The sequence below is a fragment of the Anaerovibrio slackiae genome, from assembly GCF_009695585.1.
In the GTDB taxonomy this organism is placed as follows: domain Bacteria; phylum Bacillota; class Negativicutes; order Selenomonadales; family Selenomonadaceae; genus Anaerovibrio; species Anaerovibrio slackiae.
Genome location: NZ_VUNR01000002.1, coordinates 17,124 through 39,953, shown reverse-complemented (window position 1 = coordinate 39,953; position 22,830 = coordinate 17,124). Strand labels below are relative to the sequence as shown.

The window sequence follows — 22,830 nt, the reverse complement described above, 5'->3', positions numbered from 1 at the left end:
ATTGGTACGTTATCCTGTCCTTTGTGCTGTTTGCAAAGATTTTCAGAGGTTGAAAATACAGGAATAATGACCTATAATATAATGATGTTGTAATGAAATACGCTTTATGAAATAAGCTTTTTGTTTGTGTATTGTGACAGGTTAGGGGGAGGATACACATGAAGAACTATCAGACTGCGTTGGAGCGGTACAGGGAGGCTGCCGAGAATGGGGACTTGGCAGCCAGCAGGAAGCTGGGCAAGGTTTTGCTGGAGGAAGGCTTGCGTTATATGGAGGCTGCTGCCCTGAACGGTGATGGGGAGGCACTGGAAATATTGTCTGCGGTTTTGGACTCTGCCAACAAGCTTTTGTACAAGGGGCAGAAGCAGGAGGGCAGGAGTCTTTTGGCAGAGACGGATTTTTCCCAGGTGCAGGCCGGGGATGTGGTGCTGTTTGGCAGGCATATCAGCAAGGACGAGCCTATGGCATGGAAGGTGCTGGATGCAAAGGAGGGCAGGGTGCTGCTTCTGAGCGAGGATATTTTGGAGTATCGTGCCTTTCATGACAAGTGGGGGCTGGTAACCTGGGAGAGTGCCAGTATCCGCAAGTATCTGAACGGGGATTTTCTTGCCAGGGCTTTTTCGGACAAGGAGCGTTTTATTATTGCCACTACCAAGGTGGAGGCTCATGAAAATCCCATGTGCAATACCGACCCGGGCAGGGATACCAGGGATAAGGTTTTCCTGCTCAGTGCCGTGGAGGCGGAAAGGTATTTTCCTGTTAATCTGGACAGAAGGTGCTTTTACTGCTTTGCTGACCGGAAGGCAGGAGCCAGGCCAAGCTGGTGGTGGCTCCGCTCCCCGGGCTTCAACGAGGCAAATGCCGCCAGCGTCTGGGAGGACGGGACTTTTGCCTATAGCTATGTCCGGGATGTGCGGGGCGGCATCCGTCCGGCTCTGTGGGTAGAGGCATAAAATTAAATAAAGTGATAGGAATATAGTAATATAATAAATTTTGTTTATTATATTATAAAAGTCATAGATAATATGCTTAATTGGTAGTTTTCTTTTTCGCTGTTCTGTAGTATCTTATAGGTAAAGAATATTGTATACAAAATACAAGCGTGAAAAATAAGGTCATACAGGGAGGCGGACACAATGAGAAAAGAGCATGATTTTCTGGGAGAGCTGAGTGTTCCTGATGAGGTTTATTATGGGGTGCAGACCATCCGGGCGGTGGAGAATTTCAAGATTACCGGCCAGAGGGTTGACACGGATTTTATTATTGCCATGGCACAGGTAAAGAAGGCTGCGATACTGGCCAATATGTCCACCGGCAGGCTGGAGAAATCCATCGGGGAGCCGCTGCAGCAGGCTGCGGAGGAAATCATCGGCGGCAGGTTCCTGGATCAGTTCCCGGTAGACCCGATTCAGGGCGGGGCAGGTACTTCCTTCAACATGAACATGAACGAGGTGCTCTGCAACAGGGCCCTGGAGATTACGGGGCAGGCAAAGGGGCGGTATGACATCATCTCCCCGAACAACCACGGGAATATGGCCCAGTCTACTAATGATACCTTCCCGACGGCCATCAAGGTATGCCTGAGACAGAAGGGCAAGAAGCTCCTGGCAGCCCTGGACTATCTGGCAACGGAACTGGAAAACAAGTCCGGGGAGTACAAGGATATCCTCAAGATGGCCCGCACCCATCTGCAGGATGCGGTGCCGATTACCCTGGGGCAGGAGATGGGCTCCTATGCTTCCTCCGTGCGCCGGGGCATGAGGCGCATCAGTCATGCCCTGGATGAAATCCGCTATATCAACATGGGGGGTACTGCTGTGGGCACAGGCCTCAACGCGGAGCCTGCCTACCTGGCTGTGATTGCTGACAAGCTGAGCGAAGTAACAGGGGAGCAGTGGGAGGAAGCTGCCAACCTGATTGATGCCACCAACAACACGGACGGCTTTGCGGATGTCTCCGCCGCCATGAAGAATACGGCACTGGTGCTGATCAAGATGGCCAATGATTTCCGCCTGATGGCGTCCGGCCCTAGGGATGGCTTCTATGAGCTGAAGCTGCCGATGCGCCAGCCGGGCTCATCCATCATGCCTGGCAAGGTGAATCCTGTGATTGCCGAGGTCTTGAACCAGACCTGCTATCAGGTGGTGGGCAATGACCTGGCTGTCAGCCTGGCGGTGGAGAATGGCCAGTTTGAGCTGAACGTTATGGAGCCGGTAATGGCGTTCAACATGTTCAACTCAATGAAATTCCTCACCAATGCCGTCAATGGCTTCGTGGACAAGCTGCTGAAGGATCTGGAGCCGAACCGCCAGCAGTGCCAGCACTGGCTGGACAGGAGCGTAGGCGTGGTGACGGCTCTGCTGCCTCACATCGGCTATGAGCAGTCCGCCCAGCTGGCCAAGGAGGCATATAGCTCCGGACGCCCTATCCGGGAAATCATTCTGGAAAAGGGCATCATGAGCGAGGAACGGCTGAATGAGGTCATGTCTCCGATGGCCATGACCAGCCCGGGCATTGTGGGGCAGTAAAAGGTACAAGTGGCACCGGCTGCATAAGCTGTCATTAATTTGCATTTGCCATTGATGGCATTAGCTGCATATCAGCCCAGGAACTGGTAAAGCTTGTAGCCCAGGAAGATGGCTATGTAGATGACGATGATTTTTTCCAGCTTTATCAGGATGCGGTTGATGGAGCGCTGCAGCAGCCTGTATACCATGAAGCCGCCTACGGCACCGTAGTCAAGGCCGTTCATCTGCTGGCCGCTCAGCAGGGTGACAATGTAATCCAGCATGAATATTACCTCCTAAAAACTATTAGTACAGATGTAGTATAACATGTATAGCTGAAAAATACAATATGTTCTATACAAAAAGTCCCAGGGAGATTTGGCAGGCAGAAAAATAAGTGGTAATTTTGTAAAAAAGATTTGACATGCGTTGTTATTTATGCTAATATAACGAAAGTGATTGAAGCAGAAGTTGCCACTTCTCACCTGCTGGTACAGATCAGTCGGGTTTATATCAGATTTTTTGGTAGAGGTGGCTTTGTGCCGCCTCTATTTTTGTTTTGGGCAGCTGCTGCTGCAATGGCTGCCGTTTGGAAATATCTGCAGGGAGGTGTATTTTCATAGCTAAGGAAATCGCAAGAATCAATGAGGAAATCCGGGTTCGCGGCGGCGAAATCCGTGTGACTGATGCTGAGGGGCAGACTTTGGGCATTATGCAGGTGCGTGACGCACTGCAGATGGCTATTGACCAGCATCTCGACCTGGTCGAGATTGCACCGAAGGCAAAGCCGCCTGTTTGCCGTATTATGGACTTTGGTAAGTATAGATATGAACAGCAGAAGCGGGAGAAGGAAGCCCGCAAGAAGCAGAAGGTCATCTCTGTAAAAGAGGTGAAGCTGCGTCCAAACATTGAACAACACGATTTTGACGTCAAGCTGAAGAATGCAGTTCGTTTCCTGGAGGAAGGAAACAAGGTCAAGGTAACCATTATGTTCCGTGGCCGTGAGCTGTCTCATCCGGAGCTGGGCCGTGAGATTTTAGGCCGGGTTGCCGAGCAGCTGAAGGATTCAGTATCTATTGAAAGAGATGCTAAGCTTGAAGGTAAAAATATGATTATGATTCTGGCCCCAAAGGCCGCATCTAAAGGAGGAAAACAGTAATGCAGAAGATGAAGACTCGCAGAGCTGCTGCAAAGCGCTTTACTTTAACCGGTAGTGGCGAAATTAGAAGAAACAAGGCTTATAAGAGCCATATCCTGGAGAAGAAGTCTCCGAAGCGCAAGCGCAACCTGCGCAAGGCTGCCCTGGTAGTTGCTGCTGACAAGAAGCGCGCTATGAAGTGCCTGCCATACGCATAATTTTTTGATTGATTATTTTTATTATTAGGAGGATAAGAACATGCCAAGAGTTAGAACTGGTGTGAGTGCACATAAACGTCATAAGAAGATTTTGAAGTTAGCAAAGGGCTACAAGGGTGCCAAGAGCAAGCAGTTTAAGAAGGCAAATGAGACCGTTATGAAGGCTCTCTACTATGCGCGCCGTGACCGTCGTGCCAAGAAGGGCGTATTCCGTCGTCTCTGGATTGCCCGTATCAACGCTGCAGCTCGTGCTAATGGCATTTCCTACAGCCGCCTGATTGCCGGCCTCGCCAAGGCTGGTGTTGAGGTAAACCGCAAGATGCTGGCTGACCTGGCTGTAAATGATGCAAATGCATTTGCCCAGATGGTAGCTGTTGCTAAGGAGAACCAGTAATACACAATGCCTGTGAAGGTGTTATGCTATAAGGAGCTGCTTCGGCAGCTCTTTTTTGCTAATATAAAAGATAGAGGTGCTTTTGATGCATAATTTATCAAAAATAGAGCTTTTGTCCGTGGGCTTTATGGTGTTTTCCATATTTTTCGGGGCAGGCAACCTGATTTTTCCGCCTTTTTTGGCGCAGAATGCAGGCACCAGCTTTCCCATTGCCATGGCAGGCTTTTTGGCAACCGGCATCGGCCTGCCTCTCCTGGGGCTGATTGCCACGGCAAAGCATGGGGGCAGGTACACCCAGCTGATAGATGAAAGGGTGCATCCCGTGTTCCGCGCCATTTCCTTCGGCCTTTTGTACCTGACTATCGGGCCTCTCTTTGCGGTGCCGAGAACAGGTGCCGTGTCCTTTGAAATCGGCATTAAGCCTTTTCTGGCAGTGGGCTCCGCCAGTACCGGCGAGCTGATTTACACGGCGATTTTCTTTTTGGTCACCTACTGGCTGGCGGCTAATCCCAGCATGATTGTGGACAGGGTGGGCAAGGTGCTGAGCCCCCTTTTGCTGCTGTTTCTCTGCGTGCTTTTTGCCCGTACCTATTATGAGCCTATCGGCAGGATTCTGGAGCCGGTGGAGGAATACGCTGTTTCGCCTTTTGCTTCTGGCTTCATCAATGGCTACCTGACCATGGACATGCTGGCGGCACTGCCTTTTGCCACTCTGGCTATTACTGCCATCAGGCAGAAGGGGCTGACGGAGAATGCCGACATCTGCCGTGCCTGCATTAAGGCCTGCATCATCGCGGTAGTCCTGATGGGCATGGTGTATGTTTCACTGGCATATCTGGGAGCTACCTGCCCGTCGGTGCTGGGCTACTCCGCCAATGGCGGCATTATCCTGTCCTCTGCCACTTATGTATTTTTTGGCGATACAGGCAAGATTGTGCTGGCGTTTATTATCGGCTTTGCCTGCCTGACTACCAGCATAGGTGTCAGCTCCGCCTTTGCCAGCTACTATCAGTACGTTTTTGACGGAAGGGTGGCCTACAAGACACTGCTGAAGCTTGCGGTATTTTTCAGCTTCCTTGCCTCCAATGTGGGGCTGACGGAGCTGATCCGGATTTCCGTGCCTTTCCTGGTGGCTCTGTATCCGATTTTTATCGTGCTGGTGCTGGTATCCCTCTTTGACAGGCAGCTGGGCTGCAGCAGCATCGTGTACCGCTGGAGCATCGGCATGACTCTGCCTTTCAGCATCCTGGATGGCTTGCAGGCAGCTGATATAAAGCTGGCAGGCTTACAGGAGCTTTTGACTCAGTATCTGCCCCTGTATGCCGTGAACCTGGGCTGGCTGCTGCCTGCCCTTCTGGGCGTAGCCATCGGCTATGTGCTGGCAAGAAGATAGAAAAATGCAGGACGCTAAAACTTTTTTAAGGTTTTGGCGTCTTTTTTCACCGCCAAAAGAAGGACTTTTCACTGTTTTTGTTGAATATATAATAAAATGAGTTTTTAGGCAAGCGTACAGGATAGGCTGGCTTATAAAAGCCGGCTGAAGGGCTGGACGGCTGGATGACAAGAAGTCCAATTGGAAAGGCAGTGATTCATATGAACAAGATTATTACTATCAGTCGTGAGTTTGGCAGCGGTGGCCGGGAGTTTGGCTGCCGATTGGCAGAAAATCTTGGCATCAAGTATTATGATAAGGAGATTATCAGCAAGATTGCAGAAAAGGCGGATTTGTCCGAAGGCTATGTCAAGGAAGTGGTGGAGAAGCGGCCGATGCCCCTGTTTCCTATGACCATTGGGGCTACCTTTGCGGCAGTGGGGGTGTATTATCCCCTGATGGTGGAGGAGTCCGTGTACACGGCTCAGACTGAGGTGCTGCAGGAGCTGGCGGAGCAGTCTGACTGCGTGATTGTAGGCCGCTGTGCCGACTATATCCTGCGCTCCTACAATCCTTTCAAGATTTTTGTCTATGCCGACATGCCGTCCCGCATCAAGCGCTGCATGGAGCGCAGCACGCCGGATGAGCAGCTGACGGAGAAGGAAATGAAGAAGAAAATCAACAATGTGGATGAAAGCCGTGCCAAGTATTATGATTTTTATACCGGCCAGAAGTGGGGGGCACGCCAGAATTATAATGTCTGCATCAATACAACCGGCATGGACATCGGGGCGCTGGCGGAGGCGTATAGCCACATGCTGAAATGACAGTCCCTGCCAGGCTGATTATGCTTATTGTATTGTAGTTTTGTTTGTTAGTTGATTTTGTGTATTGCAAGGGGAACGTATATTGAAAAATCTTGAGCGTATAGAAAGTAATGCCAATGCAAAAATAAAGCTGGTATCCAAGCTGCATGCCCACAAGTACCGCAAGGAGGAAAGCCTCTTTGTGGCGGAGGGGGTGCGCCTGGTGGAGATGGCGCTGGCGGCCAGGTGGCCTATGCGGTTTGCCTTTGTCAGCGACAATGCCCTGAAAAATCCCAGGGTGGTGAAGGCGGTTGAGCTTTTGCAGGACAGGGAATGCCCGGTGTATCAGCTGGATGGCGACCTGTACAGCAAGGCATCCGATACGGTGAACGGGCAGGGACTGCTGCTGGTGATGGGGCAGAGGCTCTTTACCTGGCGTGAGGTACTGAGCTGCCCAAGAGGGGATGCGCCCCTTCTGGCTGTGCTGGATGGCATTCAGGATCCGGGCAATGCCGGGACCATTATCCGCACGGCAGATGCCCTGGGGTGTACCGGGGTGGTCTGCCTGGAAGGAACGGTGGATATGTTCAGCGACAAGGTGGTCCGCTCATCCATGGGCTCCATCTTTAACATTCCGTTTTTGGACAATGTTTCCAGGAGTGCCTTTATTGATGCCTGCCATGATAATGAGCTGAATATGATTGCTACGGCACTGGACAAGCTGGCCCTGAAGCATTATCTGGCCGAGTACAACAGCCCTACCGCCATTGTCTTCGGCAATGAGGGCAACGGTATTTCCGCTGAGATTCTGGAGGCTGCCAGCAGCAAGGTATACATACCTATGTCCGGCAAGGCTGAATCCTTGAACGTGGCATCGGCAGCGGCCATTGTGCTCTACGAGGCCAGCAGGCAGCGTGCCATCCTGTAGGGGAGCTTCTTGATGACAGGCGGTGTTTGCCGTTTGTCCTGTAAAATTATGTAAAGTGATGCTTTTCTAATAAAACAAGGCTGGAGCAGAGGGAAACTGCTTCAGCCTTGTTTTTGTTTCGTTAATCTTCTGTATTCAGTTGATAACCACAGAAGGCCTGTCGATAATGGAAGACAGCACCACGATAGAGTGGGTTTTGTTTACCCCATCCTGCGCCTTGATGCGGTTCAGGAGCTCTGCCAGAGTGCCGGTGTTGTTGGTCTGCACCTTCAACGTGTATTCGTATTTGCCGGTGATGCGGTAGCATTCCTTGATATCCTTTTCCGTCTCCACGAAATCCACAAAACTGTCGGCATGCCTCTGCATGTCAAAGCCGATCTGCACCAGAGCCATAAGCTGCTTGTCTACCAGGGATGGGTTCAGCAGGGTAGTGAACTTCTGGATGACGCCGGAGGCTTCCAGCCTCTTGACACGCTCGCTGACAGCCGGCATGGACAGGGATACGGCACTGCTCAGGCTTGAGATAGTGGCACGGCCATTTTCCTGCAGCAGCTTCAAGAGTGCCTTATCTATTTTATCTAATTTATACATAAAATCACCTCTTTAAGGAATATTATAAGGGTTATGCAGAAAAAAGTAAATAAAAAAGGTTGCAGCAACAGCATTTTTTGATGTAAAAGCCTTTTGACGGCAGGTACATCGGCAATAGCGGTTACTGCAACCTTTTGTTTTTGTGTTCTTATGGTTTCCTAGTGTCGAGGTGCAGCGTTATCAGCTTTCCTTTTTAAGCACCGTTACCCTGAGGAACAGGAACAGGAAAATCGCTGCAAACACGAAGCCTGCCGGATAGCTGATGGAAGTGGAAAGCTGCAAGCCTTCCTTTGCCTGCAATATATAGGTAGTGGTTACCACCGACATGAAGGTGGCAGGGATGGCGGCAATCAGATATGCCTTGCTGCCCTTGAACTTTCTGTACATGTATACTGCGCCTGTCCACAGCACAATCATGGCCAGTGTCTGGTTGGTCCAGGCGAAATAACGCCAGATGATGGTGAAGTTTATCTGGGAGAGGAGACCGCCCACAGCCAGCAGAGGCAGGGCCAGATAGAGGCGCTTAACCTTGTTGCCCTGCTCCAGGCCGATCCAGTCAGCCAAAGTCAGGCGGGCGGAGCGGAAGGCGGTATCACCGGAGGTGATAGGGCAGGCGATAACGCCCAGCATAGCCAGAACAGATCCTACATAGCCCATGAAGCCTACACAGATTTCATATACGGCCTTGTTCTGTCCCACATCAGCCATAGCGGCAGCAAGGCCGCCGGTGCTGTCATAGAAGGTAACGCCTGCCGCAGCCCATACCAGGGCAATCACGCCTTCGGCAACCATGGCACCGTAGAAAACAGGACGTGCCAGACGCTCACTCTTGAGGCAGCGGGCCATCAGAGGTGACTGGGTGGAATGGAAGCCGGAAACAGCACCGCAAGCAACGGTGATGAACATCAGCGGCCAGATTGGCAGATCCTTTGGATGCAGGTTCTGCAAGGTCAGCTCAGGCATGGTATGACCGCCGACACCGGCGAGCATGGCAAACATAATGCCAAAAGCCATGATGAGCAGGCAGGCGCCAAAGAGCGGATAGAACCTGGCGATCAGGGTGTCAATCGGCAGCAGGGTTGCCAGGAAGTAATAAGCAAGCACAATCAGCAGCCACATGGTAGGGTCCATGCCGGTCAGCATAGCCAGCAGGTTGGCAGGGCCGGTCATGAACACGGTACCTACCAGCACCAGCAGCACCACGGAGAAAAGGCGCATGATGTGGAGCATCAGGCTGCCCAGGTACTTGCCCACAACCTCGGAAATGCTCTTGCCGTTCTCACGGAGAGAAATCATGCCGGACATGTAGTCGTGAACGCCGCCGGCAAAAATGGTACCGAAGACAATCCACAGATAAACGCTAGGCCCCCAGAGAGCACCGCCCAGGGCACCGAAGATAGGACCGAGACCGGCGATGTTCAGCAGCTGAATCATGAATACCTTCCAGGTTGGAAGCGGGATGTAGTCAACGCCGTCGTTGATACGCACGGCGGGAGTCGGCTCATCGGTTGGTTTGAAGACAGTGTCCACCAGCTTGCCGTAGATCAGGAAACCTACCACAAGCAGGGCGAGACAGCCTAAGAATGAATACATAACAATACCCCCTAAAACTTTTTATAATCATATTCCCCTAAAATGATTATAAAGAATATTTATTACGACTATATACTAGCACTATGGAGATGAAATGTCAAAAAATTCGCAAATAAATAACGGTTAAATTTATAAAATAATTGTATATGTATAATTTTATTTAGTAATTAGTGGTATTTTTTCTGATTTTCAGACAAATTAGCAGGATTATGTGGTAAAATAATGATAAATGATGTTTTGGGTGGTGTTGTGTATGATAAGCAGCGAGATAATGCAGGGGCTGGCAATCCCTTTTCTGGGAACTTCCCTGGGGGCTGCCATGGTGTTTTTCCTCAGGGGGCAGCTGAATGAGATGGTGCAGAGGAGCCTGACGGGCTTTGCGGCAGGCGTCATGGTGGCGGCATCTGTCTGGAGTCTTCTGATACCTGCCATGGAGCAGTCGGAGGCCATGGGGCAGCTGGCTTTTGTACCGGCAGTGGTGGGGCTGTGGGCAGGCATCCTGTTTTTGCTCCTGCTAGACCATATCATTCCTCATCTGCACATGAACAGCGATGAGCAGGAGGGGCCTCAGTGCAGCCTTTCCAGGAGGATGATGCTGGTGCTGGCAGTGGTGCTGCACAATATCCCTGAGGGGATGGCGGTAGGCGTGGTGTATGCCAGCTGGCAGTCAGGTGCTTCAGAAATCACCTTTGCGGCTGCCATGGCCCTGTCCATTGGTATTGCTATTCAGAATTTCCCGGAGGGGGCGATTGTTTCCCTGCCCCTGCGTGCCGAGGGCACCGGCAGCATGAAGGCCTTCGGCATGGGAGTGTTTTCAGGTGCTGTGGAGCCTGTGGCGGCGGTGCTGACGATTATTTTTGCCAGCTTTGTGATTCCCGTGCTGCCATATCTCCTGAGCTTTGCGGCAGGGGCCATGATTTATGTGGTGGTGGAGGAGCTGATACCTGAGATGTCTGCCGGGCAGCATTCCAATATCGGTACCTTGATGTTTGCTGTGGGGTTCAGCATCATGATGATTTTGGATGTGGCACTGGGGTGATGCTGGCAGCTGGCGGATATAGGTGTGTTTTGCCTGCGGTGCAGGCTTGATGTAGAAGGAGGAGTAAAAATGGCGGTTCTTACTATTACACAGGAAAATTTTGAGGCTGAGGTTTTGCAGTCTGACAAGCCGGTGCTGGTGGATTTCTGGGCAACCTGGTGCGGCCCCTGCCAGATGATGAGCCCTATCGTGGACGAGATTGCGGCAGAGCGTGACGATATCAAGGTGGGCAAGGTAAATGTGGATGAGCAGCGGGCTCTGACGGAAAAATTCGGTATCATGAATATTCCTACGCTGCTGGTGTTCAAGGGCGGCAGTGCTGCCGGCAGGATAGTTGGCTTCAAGCCTAAGGAGGAAATCCTGGCACAGCTATGATGCATACTTAACAAGATGAATGCTTGACAAGAGGGTATTTTTTTGATAACATCTTCTAGGTTATATAGGTCTTTGATACGGAAAGATGTTTCTACCAACTGCCGCAAATAGTTGTCTATGACCGATTATGCAGTTACTGCTGCGTATTGGTTTTTGTACACTATTTTGCGGCAGTTTTTGTATTTCAATATTCTAGTGGCGTTTTGATGAAAGTTTTGGGAAGCGAGGAGAATGGATATGAGATATGATGTGATTATCATCGGGGCGGGGCCGGGAGGCATTTTTTCCGCCTATGAGTTGGTGCAGGGCAGTCGGGATTTAAAGGTGGCAGTGTTTGAGGCAGGCAGGCCCCTGGAGCAGCGCAAATGCCCTATTGACGGCGTCCGCATCAAGAGCTGCATCAGCTGCCCGTCCTGTGCCATCATGAACGGCTTCGGAGGAGCGGGGGCGTTTTCTGATGGCAAGTACAACATCACCAATGATTTTGGCGGCACCCTGTATGAGCATATCGGCAGGGAAAAGGCCATGGAGCTGATGCACTATGTGGATGGCATCAATGTCAGCCACGGCGGTGACGGGACCAAGATGTATTCCACCGCCGGAACCAGCCTGAAGAAGACCTGCATGCAGAACAAGCTGAAGCTGCTGGATGCTTCCGTGCGACATCTGGGAACGGACAAGAACTATATTGTGCTGGAAAATATCTTCAATGAGCTGAAGGACAGGGTGGATTTTTTCTTTATGACACCTGTATCTGGGATTGAGGTGCTGGATAAGGGCTACCGGGTGCGCACGGCAGAGCAGAGCTATGAATGTGACAAGTGCATTGTGTCCGTAGGCCGCAGCGGCAGCAAATGGATGGAGCGTACCTGCCGGGAGCTGGATATCCCTACCATGTCAAACCGTGTGGATATCGGTGTAAGGGTGGAGCTGCCGGCGGAGATTTTTTCCCACCTGACGGATGAGCTCTATGAAAGCAAGATTGTGTACCGCACGGAGAAATTCGAGGACAAGGTGCGTACCTTCTGCATGAATCCTTATGGCAGCGTGGTCAGTGAAAACACCAATGGCATCATTACGGTCAACGGCCACAGCTATGAGGATAAGTCACTGCAGACCAATAACACTAATTTTGCCCTGCTGGTATCCAAGCATTTTTCTGAGCCTTTCAAGGACAGCAATGGCTATGGCGAAAGCATCGCCCGTCTTTCCAATATGCTGGGGGGAGGCGTGCTGGTGCAGCGTTTTGGTGACCTGGTGCGGGGGCGCCGCACAACCCAGAAGCGGATGAACGAGGGATTTGTAACGCCGACTTTGGCTGCGGCTCCCGGCGATCTCAGCCTGGTGCTGCCAAAGCGCATTTTGGACGGCATCATGGAGATGATTTATGCCCTGGACAAGATTGCCCCGGGTACTGCCAACGATGACACCCTGCTCTATGGCGTGGAGGTAAAGTTCTACAACATGGAGGTTGCCCTGGATGAAAACTTGGAGACGAAATACAAGGGGCTGTATATTATCGGCGATGGCAGCGGCGTAACCCACTCTCTGTCCCATGCCTCTGCCAGCGGCGTATTTGTGGCACGGCAGATATTGAATCTATAAGGGAAGGATTTCATAAAAATGAGGCTGTGGCACTGATGCGTTTCATCAGGCTGCAGCCCCATTTTTTGTTTATTCTTTATTCAGCTGGTCCTTCCAGTATTGCAGGTCGTGCTCGTTCAGGGGCAGCTCGATGGAGGTGCCGTCCTCGTAGGTAAAGCGGATGCGGACTACCTGAGCCTGGCGGATGGCAGCGAAGCTGTCCGCAGGGAACTCTGCAAAAAGCTTGTTGGTGTTCTTGAAGGTGGTCTTGTCGTTGTAAAAGGCGATGGAATAGCTGGGCGGTGTCTGCCGGATGCTGGCCTGCATGTCAAAGATATCATCGTCGCAGATCAGCAGCAGGGCAGGCTTCAGCCTGTCACCGGCAAAGCGGTAGTCCAGGATGGTCAGGTTGGCGGTGGAAACCACGCCCTTTTCGTCCACGTCTGTCTTGAAGTCAATATCGCAGTAGGCGGAGAGGCTGTCGGCAGTGCGGTGGTCAATCATATAGGTATAGCCGTAGCCGAAGCCGCCAAACATGATCAGCATTATCCCAAAGAGGATGATGAGCTTATTTTTCATATATTAATTCCTTTCATATTTAGGTTGTTTTCACTATTTTATCTTAGCTTGTTCTAGCCTTATGTTTGCTCTAGTTTTGTGCCTGGCTTATCTTTCGTACATCTTGTTGAGGGCGTTTTCCTTGAACAGATTGCCCTGCTCGATGTAGCGGTGCACCATTTTTTCGGATTTGTGCCGCGTCTGCCGCATGATGGACAAGGTATCCAGGTCGTGCTGGGCGGCACTGGTAGCAAAGCCGCGGCGGAGGCTGTGCCCGGCGAAATCATCAGGATTCAGCCCCAGCCGTGCCATGTATTTCTTGACGATGGTGGCAACCGCCTTGTCGTTGAGCTGGGTGTCCCGGGGCTGCAGGTTGCGCTTGAAGCCACGGAACAGGGGGCCTGTGGTGAGCCCTGCGGCATCAATCCATGCCCGCACTGCCCTGACGGCGCAGATATCCCTGTCAGGCGCGTAGGGAACGGCTATCTGGCTGCCGGCACCCATCTGGTCACCCTTGGACTGGGGGATGAAGACCACAAGCCCCTGGGTGGTGAAGGTCAAATCCTCCATCTGCACAGCCACCAGCTCCGAGCGGCGGAAGGCTCCTGCAAAGCCCAGGAACAGCAGGGCTCTGTCTCTGAGGGTAACCAGGTCCTTGCCCGTCAGCATATCTGCCAGCAGGGGCAGGGTTTCCATGAGAATAGGGGACTTGCCGTGCTGGAAGGTGCCCTTTTCCCGGCGGATTGCCTGCATGGCGTTGTGCACCATGACATGCTTGGCAGGATTGCTTTCCTGATAGCCTGCGGCAATGTGGTTTTCGGAGATGGCGGTCACTCGCCGGGAGACGGTGTTTGCCTTGGCATGGTCCGCCAGGTCATTGATGTAGTTGACAATATCCTCCGGCTTGCAGGGCAGGGGACAGAGCTCCGCCGCCTCGCACCAGTCCGTAAAGTCATTCCAGTCAGCAGAGTAGGATTTCAGGGTGTTGTCTGACTTGGCTTTCTTCATGCGCCGCTTGCTCTTGGCGGAGAGCAGGACATTTTTATTTATTTCCTTGTTGTCATAAAGCAAAAAATCATCGCGAATATTCATTTTATCACCTTGATGCAAAGAAAATCATTTCAGTACGAATAGCGTATAATGCACACAAATGGCGTATACTACACATAAATAGCGCATAATACACATAACGCACGCAATATAATAATACACATCATATAAGAAAAATCCCGAACAGTCAATGGCAGAATGTTCGGGATTTTTGCAGAATTCATTTTGCAGAAATTGCAGAAATCATTTTATAGCAATCAATCTACAGCTGTCAGATTTTGAATCTGCGGACAGCTTCCTGCAGAAGGTCTGCCTGGGCACTGAGCTCCACGGAAGCGGCGGCGGATTCCTCGGCAGTGGAGGAGTTGGTCTGCACCACATTGGAAACCTGCAGGACGCCCTGATTGAGCATTTGCAGGGCAGAGCTCTGCTTCTGGGACGCATCGGCGATGCCGCCCACCAGGCCGGTGATCTGGTCGATGCTTTCCTGAATGCTCCTGAGAGCCTCGGCAGTGCCCCGGGCCAGCTCCGTACCGGCATTGACGGTATCGATGGACTTTTCGATGATGTCGGTGGTCTCCTTGGCTGCCTTGGCAGAGCGGGCGGCGAGATTGCGCACTTCTTCTGCTACCACGGCAAAGCCCTTGCCATGCTGGCCTGCCCTGGCCGCCTCCACGGCGGCATTGAGGGCCAGGATGTTGGTCTGGAAGGCAATCTCGTCAATCACCTTGATAATCTTGGCAATGTTGGCGGAGGATTCGTTGATATCGGACATAGCCTGGAGCATTTCCTCCATGCGCTTGTTGCCTGCCTGAGCCTTGGCATCTGCCTCCTTGGTGAGCTCGTTGGCATGGGTGGCATTGGTGGCGTTGCCGGTGGTCTGGGCGGTGATTTCAGCGATAGAAGCGGACAGCTCCTCCACGGAGGACGCCTGGGTAGAAGCACCTTTAGCCAGCATGTTGCCGGAGTCGGAGATGTTCTTGGAGCCGCTGGCCACCTGCTGGGCGGCAACGGCAATCTTGCCCATGACATCGTTCATCTGCTTTGCCATCTTGTTGAAGGCAAGGGCGGCGTGGCCGATTTCGTCGTTGGAATGCACATCGAGATGGACGGTCAGGTCACCATTTGCCATCATGCCGGTTTTTTCCTCTAGCTCCTTCATCGGACGGACGAAGGTACCTGCAAGCACCCTGGCAAAGACAAATACGCCCAGGAGCAGGATGAGCACTACTGCTGCTACCTGCATGATGGCGGAGTAGAGGACATCCATGACCTCGCTGCGGTTATTTTCTACCACCAGTCCCCAGCCCATGCTGCCTACAGGGGATGAAGCAGCCAGGCAGTCTGCGCCATCTGCGTTTATGTACTCCATGGCGATAGATTTGCCGTCGGCAGCGGATTTGACAGGTGCCATAGTATTCCAGTTGGTGATGGTTTCAACGAATTTCTGCTCCGGGTGAATCATCACGTTGCCCTTGGAGTCGGTCAGGTAAATGACCTCCTTGCGGTCATTGAGCATATTGGTATTTTCGTTCAAAAGTGTCTGCAGGGTATCCATGTTGAAGGTGGAGGCCATAGCGCCGATGATTGCTCCCTGCTCGTTCTTGATTGGCACGGCGGCGATAATCATCACCTTGTTGGTGGCCTTGGAAATAGTGGCATCACTGAAGGCGTACGGCTTACCCTGCTGCAGCACTGCCTTGATGTAGTCCCGGTCAGCCACGTTTACATAGTTGCCGGAATCCCTGGCAACCTGCTGGCCGTTGGTATCGCAGATGAAAAGGCTGGATACTGTAGGAGAGTCCTTCTTGGCTACTTGCAGGATATGCTCCATGCGGTTTTTGTCCATGCTGCGGACTGCCTCTGTTTCACTCAGGGCTTCCATGAAGTGCGCCTGGTTCATGAAGGTTTCCGCCATATCACCAGCCTTCAGCCTGGCCAGGTAGATGTTGTGCTGGTCAATCTGCTCCAGCCGCTCATCATACATGGTATTCATGGCAATGGCAGTCACTATTGCCACGGGAATGAACGCCAGCAGCAAAAAGCTGCTAGTCAGCTTTTTGGTAAGATTGAGATTTGAAAAAAGACTTTGCAACATAATCCTATCCCCTTATGAATTATTTGTATAATTTATATAATATTTGTGCATACAGCATTACTCCTTCTATAGTTTAACATACTTGTGAGAAATTTGCCTAGGATTTTTAGGAAGATTTTCACATATTCTTTTGTTAATGGATGAAAAAACTATCCGGCTCCCCGGGGATAATATGTGCCTGAAAAACGCAAAACGAAGTATTTTAAGAATAATTTGCGAAATTAGGCAATATGTAGTAAAATTGTTGTGTCGCGTTTGAAAAACGCGAGGATTTATATTTGCAGGTGATATGTGTTGGCAAACAAGATGTTTGATTTGATTAAAAATGATTTGGCTGAGCTGGAAGTTGCCTTGCAGGAGGCTGTCAGCGCGCCGGAGAAGGTTATAACGGAGATTGGCACCCATCTGGTAAAATCCGGGGGCAAGCGCCTCAGGCCGGCAATTTATTTTCTGGCGGCCCGTTGCGGGGAGAAATTCTCCCTGCAGGAGGCTATGCCTTTGGGGGTTGCCTTGGAGATGATGCACATGGCATCCCTGGTGCATGATGATGTGATTGACAGCGCGGCTACCCGCCGGGGTTCCGCTACTGCCAATGCCAAGTGGGGCAACCAGATTTCCATCCTGGCTGGTGATTATCTTTTTGCCAAGGCATTTGCCCTGGTGGCGGAGAGCAATTACAGCAAGCGGGTGGACAGGCAGCTGGCCCGGCTGATTTGCGACCTCAGCTCCGGGGAGCTGATTCAGAACAAGGAAATCTATCACGCTTCCTGTGATGTGGACGAGTATTTTGAGCGTATTGCCAAGAAGACTGCCAATTTTATCGCCATTGCCTGCCAGCTGGGGGGCGATGTGGCAAAGCTGCCTGAGGGCTATATCCAGGCACTGTATGATTTTGGCTACAATGTAGGCATGGCGTTCCAGCTGACGGATGACCTGCTGGACCTGACCAGTGATGCAAAGACTTTGGGCAAGCCTGCCGGGAATGATATCTTGCAGGGCATTGTCACCCTGCCTGCCATCCGTGCTCTGGAGATTAGCCCTGACAGGGATGAGCTCCGTCAGATTGTGACGGACAGGAACATGACGCCGGAGATGGTGCAGAGGGCATTGGAGATTGTCCGTGCCAGTGACGGCATTGAGTTTACCAGGAAAAAGGTGGAGGAATTCCTTGAGGGGGCAGTGGCTGCCCTGCCGGAGGAAATGCCGGAGGAAATAAGGGAGTCTTACCGCATGATTGTCAGCTTTGTGGGCGGACGCAAATTCTAAGCCCCTTTGCATGTATTTATGGTTTGCATGTTTTTATAGCTGTATATGCTTCTATCAACGATGATAGTCCTTTCAGTTTTATGGAAGGGCTATTTTTGTTTGCTGAGTTATTGAGTTTTTTCCGTATTAAAGCTATAATAAATATGTGTGCTGTTTTATTTTTTAGTAATAGGGGGAAAGAAAATAGATGGCGTTTAGAGATTTACGGGAATACATTGCAGAGCTGGAGCACCGCGGGCTGCTGAAGCGCATTCAGGCAGAGGTGGATTGCGAGCTGGAGATTACGGAGATTACGGACAGGGTTTCCAAGATGGAAGGGGACAAGAATGTCGCCCTGCTGTTTGAGAATGTCAGGGGCTATGATATGCCTGTGCTGATGAATGCCTTTGGCAGCATGGAGCGCATGGCCATCGCCTTCGGTGTGGAGAAGCTGGATGATGTGGCTGATGAGATGCGGGAGATTTTGAAGCTGCCCTATATCTCCCTGTCCCACAAGACAGATTTGCTGTCGATTATTCCTATGGCCAAAAAGGCCATCAACTTTCCTAAGTATGTGAAGAAGGCGCCTTGCCAGGAGGTTGTGATTACGGACAATCCTTCCCTGGACAAGTTCCCGATTTTGAAGTGCTGGCCTCAGGATGGGGGCAGGTTCATTACCTTGCCGCTGGTTTTCACCAGGAATCCGAAGACCGGCAAGCGCAACGTGGGCATGTACCGCCTGCAGAAGTATGACAGCCGGACCACCGGCATGCACTGGCATATCCACAAGAATGGCGCGGACAACTGCCGTGATACCAAGGCATTGGGGGGACAGCGCATGGAGGTGGCGGTGGCTATCGGTACGGACCCGGTAGTAACCTATGCGGCTACGGCTCCATTGCCGAGGGATATTGATGAGATGGTGTTTGCAGGCTTTTTGCGCCACAAGTCCGTGGAGATGGTCAAGTGCAAGACGGTGGATGTAGAGGTGCCTGCCGATGCAGAGATTATCCTGGAGGGCTATGTGGATGTGGATGAACGTCGCTGGGAGGGGCCATTTGGTGACCATACCGGCTACTATTCCCTGGCTGATTACTATCCTGTTTTCCACATTACCTGCATTACCCATAGAAAGAACCCGATTTATGCAGCTACTATCGTAGGCAAGCCGCCGATGGAGGACTGCTTCCTGGCCAAGGCCACGGAAAGGCTGTTTTTGCCTCTCCTGCAGCAGGCAATCCCGGAGGTGGTGGATATCAACATGCCTTTGGAAGGTGTGTTCCATGACTGCATTTTTGTCTCCATCAAGAAAACCTATCCAATGCAGGCCAAGAAGGTCATGAATGCCCTGTGGGGCATGGGGCAGATGATGTTCATCAAGATGATTATCGTGGTGGATGCCCATGTGGATGTGCAGAATGAGAAGGAAGTCTGGTGGCGTGTGTTCAACAACATCGATGCCAAGCGTGACCTGGTGATGATGGAGGGGCCTCTTGACGTGCTGGATCACTCATCTCCGATGGCCAAGTGGGGTACCAAGGTGGGCATCGATGCCACCAAGACCTGGCCGGAGGAAGGGCACACCCGGGAGTGGCCTGACGAGATTGTGATGGATGAGTCTGTCAAGGCCATGGTGGACAGGAAATGGGAGGCGCTGGGCCTTGACTAGATTGAACCGTGATGATGACGAGGTATTTGAAAAGATTGACGTGAATAATATGACATTTTGGCAGAAAATAGATGCCCATCTCAGCAATATCGCTTTTTATCAGATTGTGTTTTCCCTGCCTTTTGCCTATATGGCGGTGCTTTTGGCCAACAAGATGCACGGGCTGACAACTGACTGGTGGACGGTGCTGTGGGTGACTACGACTATTGTGGCGGCCCGTAGTGCGGCGCTGGCCCTGGACAACATGATTGATTTGAAGTATGACAAGGACCAGCCGAGGTTTAATGAAAGGCCTATGGTGGCAGGGCTGATAACCCACAGGGATGTTTATCTTCTGCTGGCAATCTGCTTTGCCGTGCTGATTTTCTCCGTGCTGCAGCTGAATCCTATCTGCATCAAGCTTTTGCCGGTGGCAGCGCTGCCCTTCATTGTTTACCCTTATATGAAGCGGCTGACCTGCCTGTGCCACTACATCTGCGGCGTGGCGGTAGCCATGGCACCTGCCGGTGCCTGGGTGGCTGTGACAGGTGAGGTGGAGTACCCCATGGTGGTGCTGTTCCTGGCAGTAGTGCTGTGGATTGGCGGCTTTGATGTGGTGTATGGCGCCCAGGACGAGAAGTTTGACAAGGAGCATGGGCTCCACTCCATGGCCACCCTTTTGGGGGCGGAGAAGGCACTGCTTCTGGCGAAGCTTACCCATGTGGTTACCCTGGCGGTATTCTTTTATCTGGGCCAGCTTTTCGGGCTGGGGTATCTGTATTATATAGGTGTGGGCATTGCAGGGGGGACTCTGTACTACCAGCACAAGATTATTGATGTAAGGGGCTTTCGGGCCTTTACACGCCGTTATTATGTGCACAATGGCATCGTGTCAGTGGCGATTTTTATCTGCACGCTGCTGGATGTGCTGCTGCACGGCTAATGCTACATGATTGATGCCGCAGGGAGCTGGTGCAGCCTGTGCAGTATGTAACGGCTGGATTATATATTTTTCTCCGTGGAAAGGAGCGTTTTTGTATGACTGCAAGATTATTAGAGGGCAAGGTTTTCGCTGCGAAGCTTCGTGAGGAAGCAGGGCAAAAGGCTGCCGAGCTGAAGGAAAAGTATGGGATTACCCCTGGTTTGGCGGTTATTATCGTAGGTGAAAATCCTGCTTCTCAGGTATATGTCCGCAACAAGCACAAGGCATGCACTGAACTGGGCTTTTACTCCGAAGGGGTTGAGATGCCTGAGACCACCACAAGGGAGGAGCTTCTGGCAGAGATTGACCGCCTGAACAAGGATGAGAAGATTCACGGCATTCTGGTGCAGCTGCCGCTGCCGAAGGCGTTGCAGCCATACGAGTCAGAGGTGCTGGAGGCCATTGACCCGCTGAAGGATGTGGACGGCTTCCATCCGGTGAACGTGGGCAGGCTGGTAACAGGTCAGAAGGCACTGGTGCCTTGTACGCCTCATGGCTGCCTCAGGATGCTGGAGCTGGCTGATATTCCTATTGAGGGTGCCAATGCAGTGGTTATCGGCAGGAGCAATATTGTGGGCAAGCCGATGCTGCACCTGCTTTTGGGCAAGAATGCCACTGTGACTATCTGTCACTCTCGCACCAAGAACCTTGCCGAGGTGACCAGGCAGGCGGATATCCTGGTGGCAGCTGTGGGCAGGCCGAACTTTGTCACTGCCGACATGGTGAAGCCGGGAGCTGCCGTTATTGACGTGGGCATCAACCGCATCGCACCGAAAAAGCTGGTAGGGGATGTGGACTTTGAGTCCGTCAAGGAGGTTGCCGGTGCTATTACCCCTGTGCCGGGGGGCGTGGGATTGCTGACTATCGCCATGCTGATGCAGAATACCGTTGAGGCGGCACGGCTGCAGCTGGAGAAATAAGCAAACTACCAATATAGATAATGGGCAGATGGCATTGTTTGGGGCAAGCCATACTGCTGTTATAAACAAGAGTTATTTTTAGTCTATTTAGGGGGAATTGTATTTATGAAAACTGATGTTGAAATCGCCCAGGAAGCTCAGATGCAGCACATTCGCCAGATTGCTGCCAAACTCGACATTTGCGAGGACGATTTGGAAATGTACGGCAAGTACAAGGCCAAGATTTCCCTGGATGCCTGGAACAAGGTAAAAAATGACAAGGATGGTAAGCTGGTTCTGGTAACGGCTATCAATCCTACGCCTGCCGGCGAGGGCAAGACTACCACCAGCGTAGGCCTGGCTGATGCCCTGAACAAACAGGGCAAGAAGGTGGCTGTAGCACTCCGTGAGCCATCCCTGGGGCCATGCTTCGGCCTGAAGGGCGGTGCCGCAGGCGGCGGCTATGCCCAGGTGGTGCCGATGGAGGACATCAACCTGCACTTTACCGGTGATTTCCATGCTATTACCACTGCCCACAACCTGCTGGCAGCAGTGATTGACAATCACATCCAGCAGGGCAACGCCCTGGATATTGATGTGCGCCGTGTGGCATGGAAGCGTGTGCTGGACCTGAATGACCGCGCCCTGCGTCATGTAGTTATCGGCATGGGGGGCAAGGCTCATGGCGTACCTCGGGAGACCGGCTTTGACATTACCGTTGCTTCCGAGATGATGGCCATTCTCTGCCTGTCTTCAGACCTTGAGGATATGAAGAAGCGCCTGGGGCAGATTGTGGTGGCTTATACCCGTGATGGCCGTGCTGTCCGGGCTGATGAGCTGAACGTGACCGGCGCCCTGACGCTGCTCTTTAAAGATGCCATTAAGCCAAATCTGGTGCAGACTCTGGAGGGCACTCCTGCCCTGATCCATGGCGGCCCGTTTGCCAATATCGCCCACGGTTGCAACTCCGTCATGGCTACCAAGTTTGCCCTGAAGTTTGCTGATGTGGTGGTAACCGAGGCTGGCTTCGGTGCAGACCTGGGTGCTGAGAAGTTCCTGGATATCAAGTGCCGCTTTGCCGGTATTCATCCTGATGCGGTGGTTATCGTGGCTACTGTCCGCGCCCTGAAGATGCATGGCGGACTGCCAAAGACCGAGCTGGGCAAGGTGGATATGGCTGCGCTGGAGAAGGGCCTGGCCAACCTGACCAAGCACATTGAGAATGTGCAGAAGTTCGGCCTGCCTGCTGTGGTGGCTATCAACGCTTTCCCTACGGATACCAAGGAAGAACTGGACTTCGTGGAGGAGAAGTGCGTGGCTATGGGGGCTTCCGTGGCTCTGTCCGAGGTATGGGCAAAGGGCGGCGAAGGCGGCCTGGAGCTGGCTGACAAGGTTATGGAAGCCATGGAGAAGCCAAGCAATTTCCGCTTTATGTATGAGGTGGAGCAGTCCATTCCTGAGAAGATTGGGGCTGTTGCCAGGGAGATTTATGGCGCGGACGGTGTTGACTTCACCGGCCCTGCCAAGAAGCAGCTGGCGGAGATTGAGGCCCTGGGTCTTGACAAGATGCCTGTCTGCATGGCAAAGACCCAGTATTCCTTGTCTGATGACCCGACTAAGCTGGGCCGCCCGGAGGGCTTCCGCATTACCGTGAAGGAGCTCAGGATTTCTGCCGGTGCAGGCTTTATTGTGGCACTGACTGGTGATATTCTCACCATGCCGGGCCTGCCGAAGAAGCCGGCTGCGGAGAATATGGATATTGATGTGCAGGGCAGGATTACTGGCTTGTTCTAACGAAATTTTAC

General features: G+C 52.0%; 22 protein-coding genes and 1 riboswitch. Of the genes, 16 read left to right on the top strand and 6 right to left on the bottom strand.

Annotated features, from left to right (window positions below; all coding sequences use genetic code 11):
* The first annotated feature begins 158 nt into the window (after window positions 1-158).
* Window positions 159-953 (top strand): DUF6273 domain-containing protein, encoded by a 795-nt coding sequence (locus FYJ84_RS01155; protein ID WP_154405314.1) that lies wholly within the window; start codon window positions 159-161, stop codon window positions 951-953.
* Between the two features lie 183 nt (window positions 954-1,136).
* Entirely contained in the window at window positions 1,137-2,528 is a 1,392-nt protein-coding gene (locus FYJ84_RS01150) for an aspartate ammonia-lyase (RefSeq protein WP_154405312.1), read from the top strand.
* Window positions 2,529-2,599: 71 nt separating this feature from the next.
* Here FYJ84_RS01150 and FYJ84_RS01145 read toward each other — a convergent pair whose 3' ends face one another.
* Entirely contained in the window at window positions 2,600-2,791 is a 192-nt protein-coding gene (locus FYJ84_RS01145; protein ID WP_154405310.1) for a hypothetical protein, read from the bottom strand.
* Window positions 2,792-3,096: 305 nt separating this feature from the next.
* On the opposite strand from FYJ84_RS01145, the gene infC reads away from it, so the two are divergent.
* The 6 genes from infC to FYJ84_RS01115 all read left to right on the top strand — a co-directional run bounded on the left by infC (window position 3,097) and on the right by FYJ84_RS01115 (window position 7,363).
* Entirely contained in the window at window positions 3,097-3,666 is a 570-nt protein-coding gene (gene infC, locus FYJ84_RS01140; RefSeq protein WP_154405308.1) for a translation initiation factor IF-3, read from the top strand.
* Window positions 3,666-3,863 (top strand): 50S ribosomal protein L35, encoded by a 198-nt coding sequence (gene rpmI / locus FYJ84_RS01135; RefSeq protein ID WP_154405306.1) that lies wholly within the window; start codon window positions 3,666-3,668, stop codon window positions 3,861-3,863. The genes infC and rpmI overlap by 1 nt, the downstream gene beginning before the upstream one ends.
* 40 nt (window positions 3,864-3,903) lie before the next feature.
* Window positions 3,904-4,257 carry a 50S ribosomal protein L20 gene (gene rplT / locus FYJ84_RS01130; RefSeq protein WP_154405304.1) on the top strand — a complete coding sequence of 118 codons (354 nt, stop codon included), beginning with the start codon at window positions 3,904-3,906 and terminating at the stop codon, window positions 4,255-4,257.
* Between the two features lie 85 nt (window positions 4,258-4,342).
* Window positions 4,343-5,650 (top strand): branched-chain amino acid transport system II carrier protein, encoded by a 1,308-nt coding sequence (gene brnQ / locus FYJ84_RS01125; protein ID WP_154405302.1) that lies wholly within the window; start codon window positions 4,343-4,345, stop codon window positions 5,648-5,650.
* 200 nt (window positions 5,651-5,850) lie between these two features.
* Window positions 5,851-6,456 (top strand): cytidylate kinase-like family protein, encoded by a 606-nt coding sequence (locus tag FYJ84_RS01120; RefSeq protein WP_154405300.1) that lies wholly within the window; start codon window positions 5,851-5,853, stop codon window positions 6,454-6,456.
* 82 nt (window positions 6,457-6,538) lie between these two features.
* The gene (locus FYJ84_RS01115) at window positions 6,539-7,363 is read left to right on the top strand and encodes a TrmH family RNA methyltransferase (RefSeq protein ID WP_235901299.1); all 825 of its coding nucleotides are present in this window, start codon (window positions 6,539-6,541) and stop codon (window positions 7,361-7,363) included.
* Window positions 7,364-7,498: 135 nt separating this feature from the next.
* On the opposite strand, the gene FYJ84_RS01110 is transcribed toward FYJ84_RS01115, so the two are convergent.
* Complete coding sequence (locus FYJ84_RS01110) at window positions 7,499-7,954, bottom strand: Lrp/AsnC family transcriptional regulator (protein ID WP_154405296.1); 456 nt, start codon at window positions 7,952-7,954, stop codon at window positions 7,499-7,501.
* Between the two features lie 180 nt (window positions 7,955-8,134).
* Entirely contained in the window at window positions 8,135-9,547 is a 1,413-nt protein-coding gene (locus FYJ84_RS01105; protein ID WP_154405294.1) for a carbon starvation CstA family protein, read from the bottom strand.
* Between the two features lie 253 nt (window positions 9,548-9,800).
* Between FYJ84_RS01105 and FYJ84_RS01100 the strand changes: the two genes are divergently transcribed.
* The 3 genes from FYJ84_RS01100 to FYJ84_RS01090 all read left to right on the top strand — a co-directional run bounded on the left by FYJ84_RS01100 (window position 9,801) and on the right by FYJ84_RS01090 (window position 12,566).
* Window positions 9,801-10,586, top strand: a complete 786-nt coding sequence (locus FYJ84_RS01100) for a ZIP family metal transporter (protein ID WP_154405292.1) — start codon at window positions 9,801-9,803, stop codon at window positions 10,584-10,586.
* A 69-nt stretch (window positions 10,587-10,655) separates the two neighbouring features.
* Entirely contained in the window at window positions 10,656-10,961 is a 306-nt protein-coding gene (gene trxA / locus FYJ84_RS01095; protein ID WP_154405290.1) for a thioredoxin, read from the top strand.
* 40 nt (window positions 10,962-11,001) lie between these two features.
* A riboswitch (purine riboswitch) is annotated at window positions 11,002-11,099 on the top strand.
* Between the two features lie 93 nt (window positions 11,100-11,192).
* On the top strand, window positions 11,193-12,566 hold the full coding sequence (locus FYJ84_RS01090) for an NAD(P)/FAD-dependent oxidoreductase (RefSeq protein WP_268878675.1): 1,374 nt from the start codon (window positions 11,193-11,195) through the stop codon (window positions 12,564-12,566).
* 69 nt (window positions 12,567-12,635) lie between these two features.
* On the opposite strand, the gene FYJ84_RS01085 is transcribed toward FYJ84_RS01090, so the two are convergent.
* The 3 genes from FYJ84_RS01085 to FYJ84_RS01075 form a co-directional block, all read right to left on the bottom strand.
* Entirely contained in the window at window positions 12,636-13,124 is a 489-nt protein-coding gene (locus FYJ84_RS01085; RefSeq protein ID WP_154405288.1) for a hypothetical protein, read from the bottom strand.
* A gap of 87 nt (window positions 13,125-13,211) precedes the next feature.
* Window positions 13,212-14,195, bottom strand: coding sequence for a site-specific integrase (locus FYJ84_RS01080; RefSeq protein WP_154405286.1), 984 nt, complete (start codon window positions 14,193-14,195; stop codon window positions 13,212-13,214).
* 229 nt (window positions 14,196-14,424) lie between these two features.
* Window positions 14,425-16,251: a methyl-accepting chemotaxis protein gene (locus FYJ84_RS01075; RefSeq protein WP_154405284.1), complete on the bottom strand. Its 1,827-nt coding sequence runs from the start codon at window positions 16,249-16,251 to the stop codon at window positions 14,425-14,427.
* Window positions 16,252-16,542: 291 nt separating this feature from the next.
* On the opposite strand from FYJ84_RS01075, the gene FYJ84_RS01070 reads away from it, so the two are divergent.
* The 5 genes from FYJ84_RS01070 to FYJ84_RS01050 all read left to right on the top strand — a co-directional run bounded on the left by FYJ84_RS01070 (window position 16,543) and on the right by FYJ84_RS01050 (window position 22,819).
* Window positions 16,543-17,517, top strand: a complete 975-nt coding sequence (locus tag FYJ84_RS01070; RefSeq protein ID WP_328596302.1) for a polyprenyl synthetase family protein — start codon at window positions 16,543-16,545, stop codon at window positions 17,515-17,517.
* Window positions 17,518-17,704: 187 nt separating this feature from the next.
* Window positions 17,705-19,165: a menaquinone biosynthesis decarboxylase gene (locus tag FYJ84_RS01065; RefSeq protein ID WP_154405282.1), complete on the top strand. Its 1,461-nt coding sequence runs from the start codon at window positions 17,705-17,707 to the stop codon at window positions 19,163-19,165.
* Between the two features lie 49 nt (window positions 19,166-19,214).
* Window positions 19,215-20,087 (top strand): 4-hydroxybenzoate octaprenyltransferase, encoded by an 873-nt coding sequence (locus FYJ84_RS01060; protein ID WP_154405561.1) that lies wholly within the window; start codon window positions 19,215-19,217, stop codon window positions 20,085-20,087.
* A 95-nt stretch (window positions 20,088-20,182) separates the two neighbouring features.
* On the top strand, window positions 20,183-21,046 hold the full coding sequence (folD, locus tag FYJ84_RS01055) for a bifunctional methylenetetrahydrofolate dehydrogenase/methenyltetrahydrofolate cyclohydrolase FolD (protein WP_154405280.1): 864 nt from the start codon (window positions 20,183-20,185) through the stop codon (window positions 21,044-21,046).
* 105 nt (window positions 21,047-21,151) lie between these two features.
* Window positions 21,152-22,819: a formate--tetrahydrofolate ligase gene (locus tag FYJ84_RS01050; protein ID WP_154405278.1), complete on the top strand. Its 1,668-nt coding sequence runs from the start codon at window positions 21,152-21,154 to the stop codon at window positions 22,817-22,819.
* The last annotated feature ends 11 nt before the right edge of the window (window positions 22,820-22,830 follow it).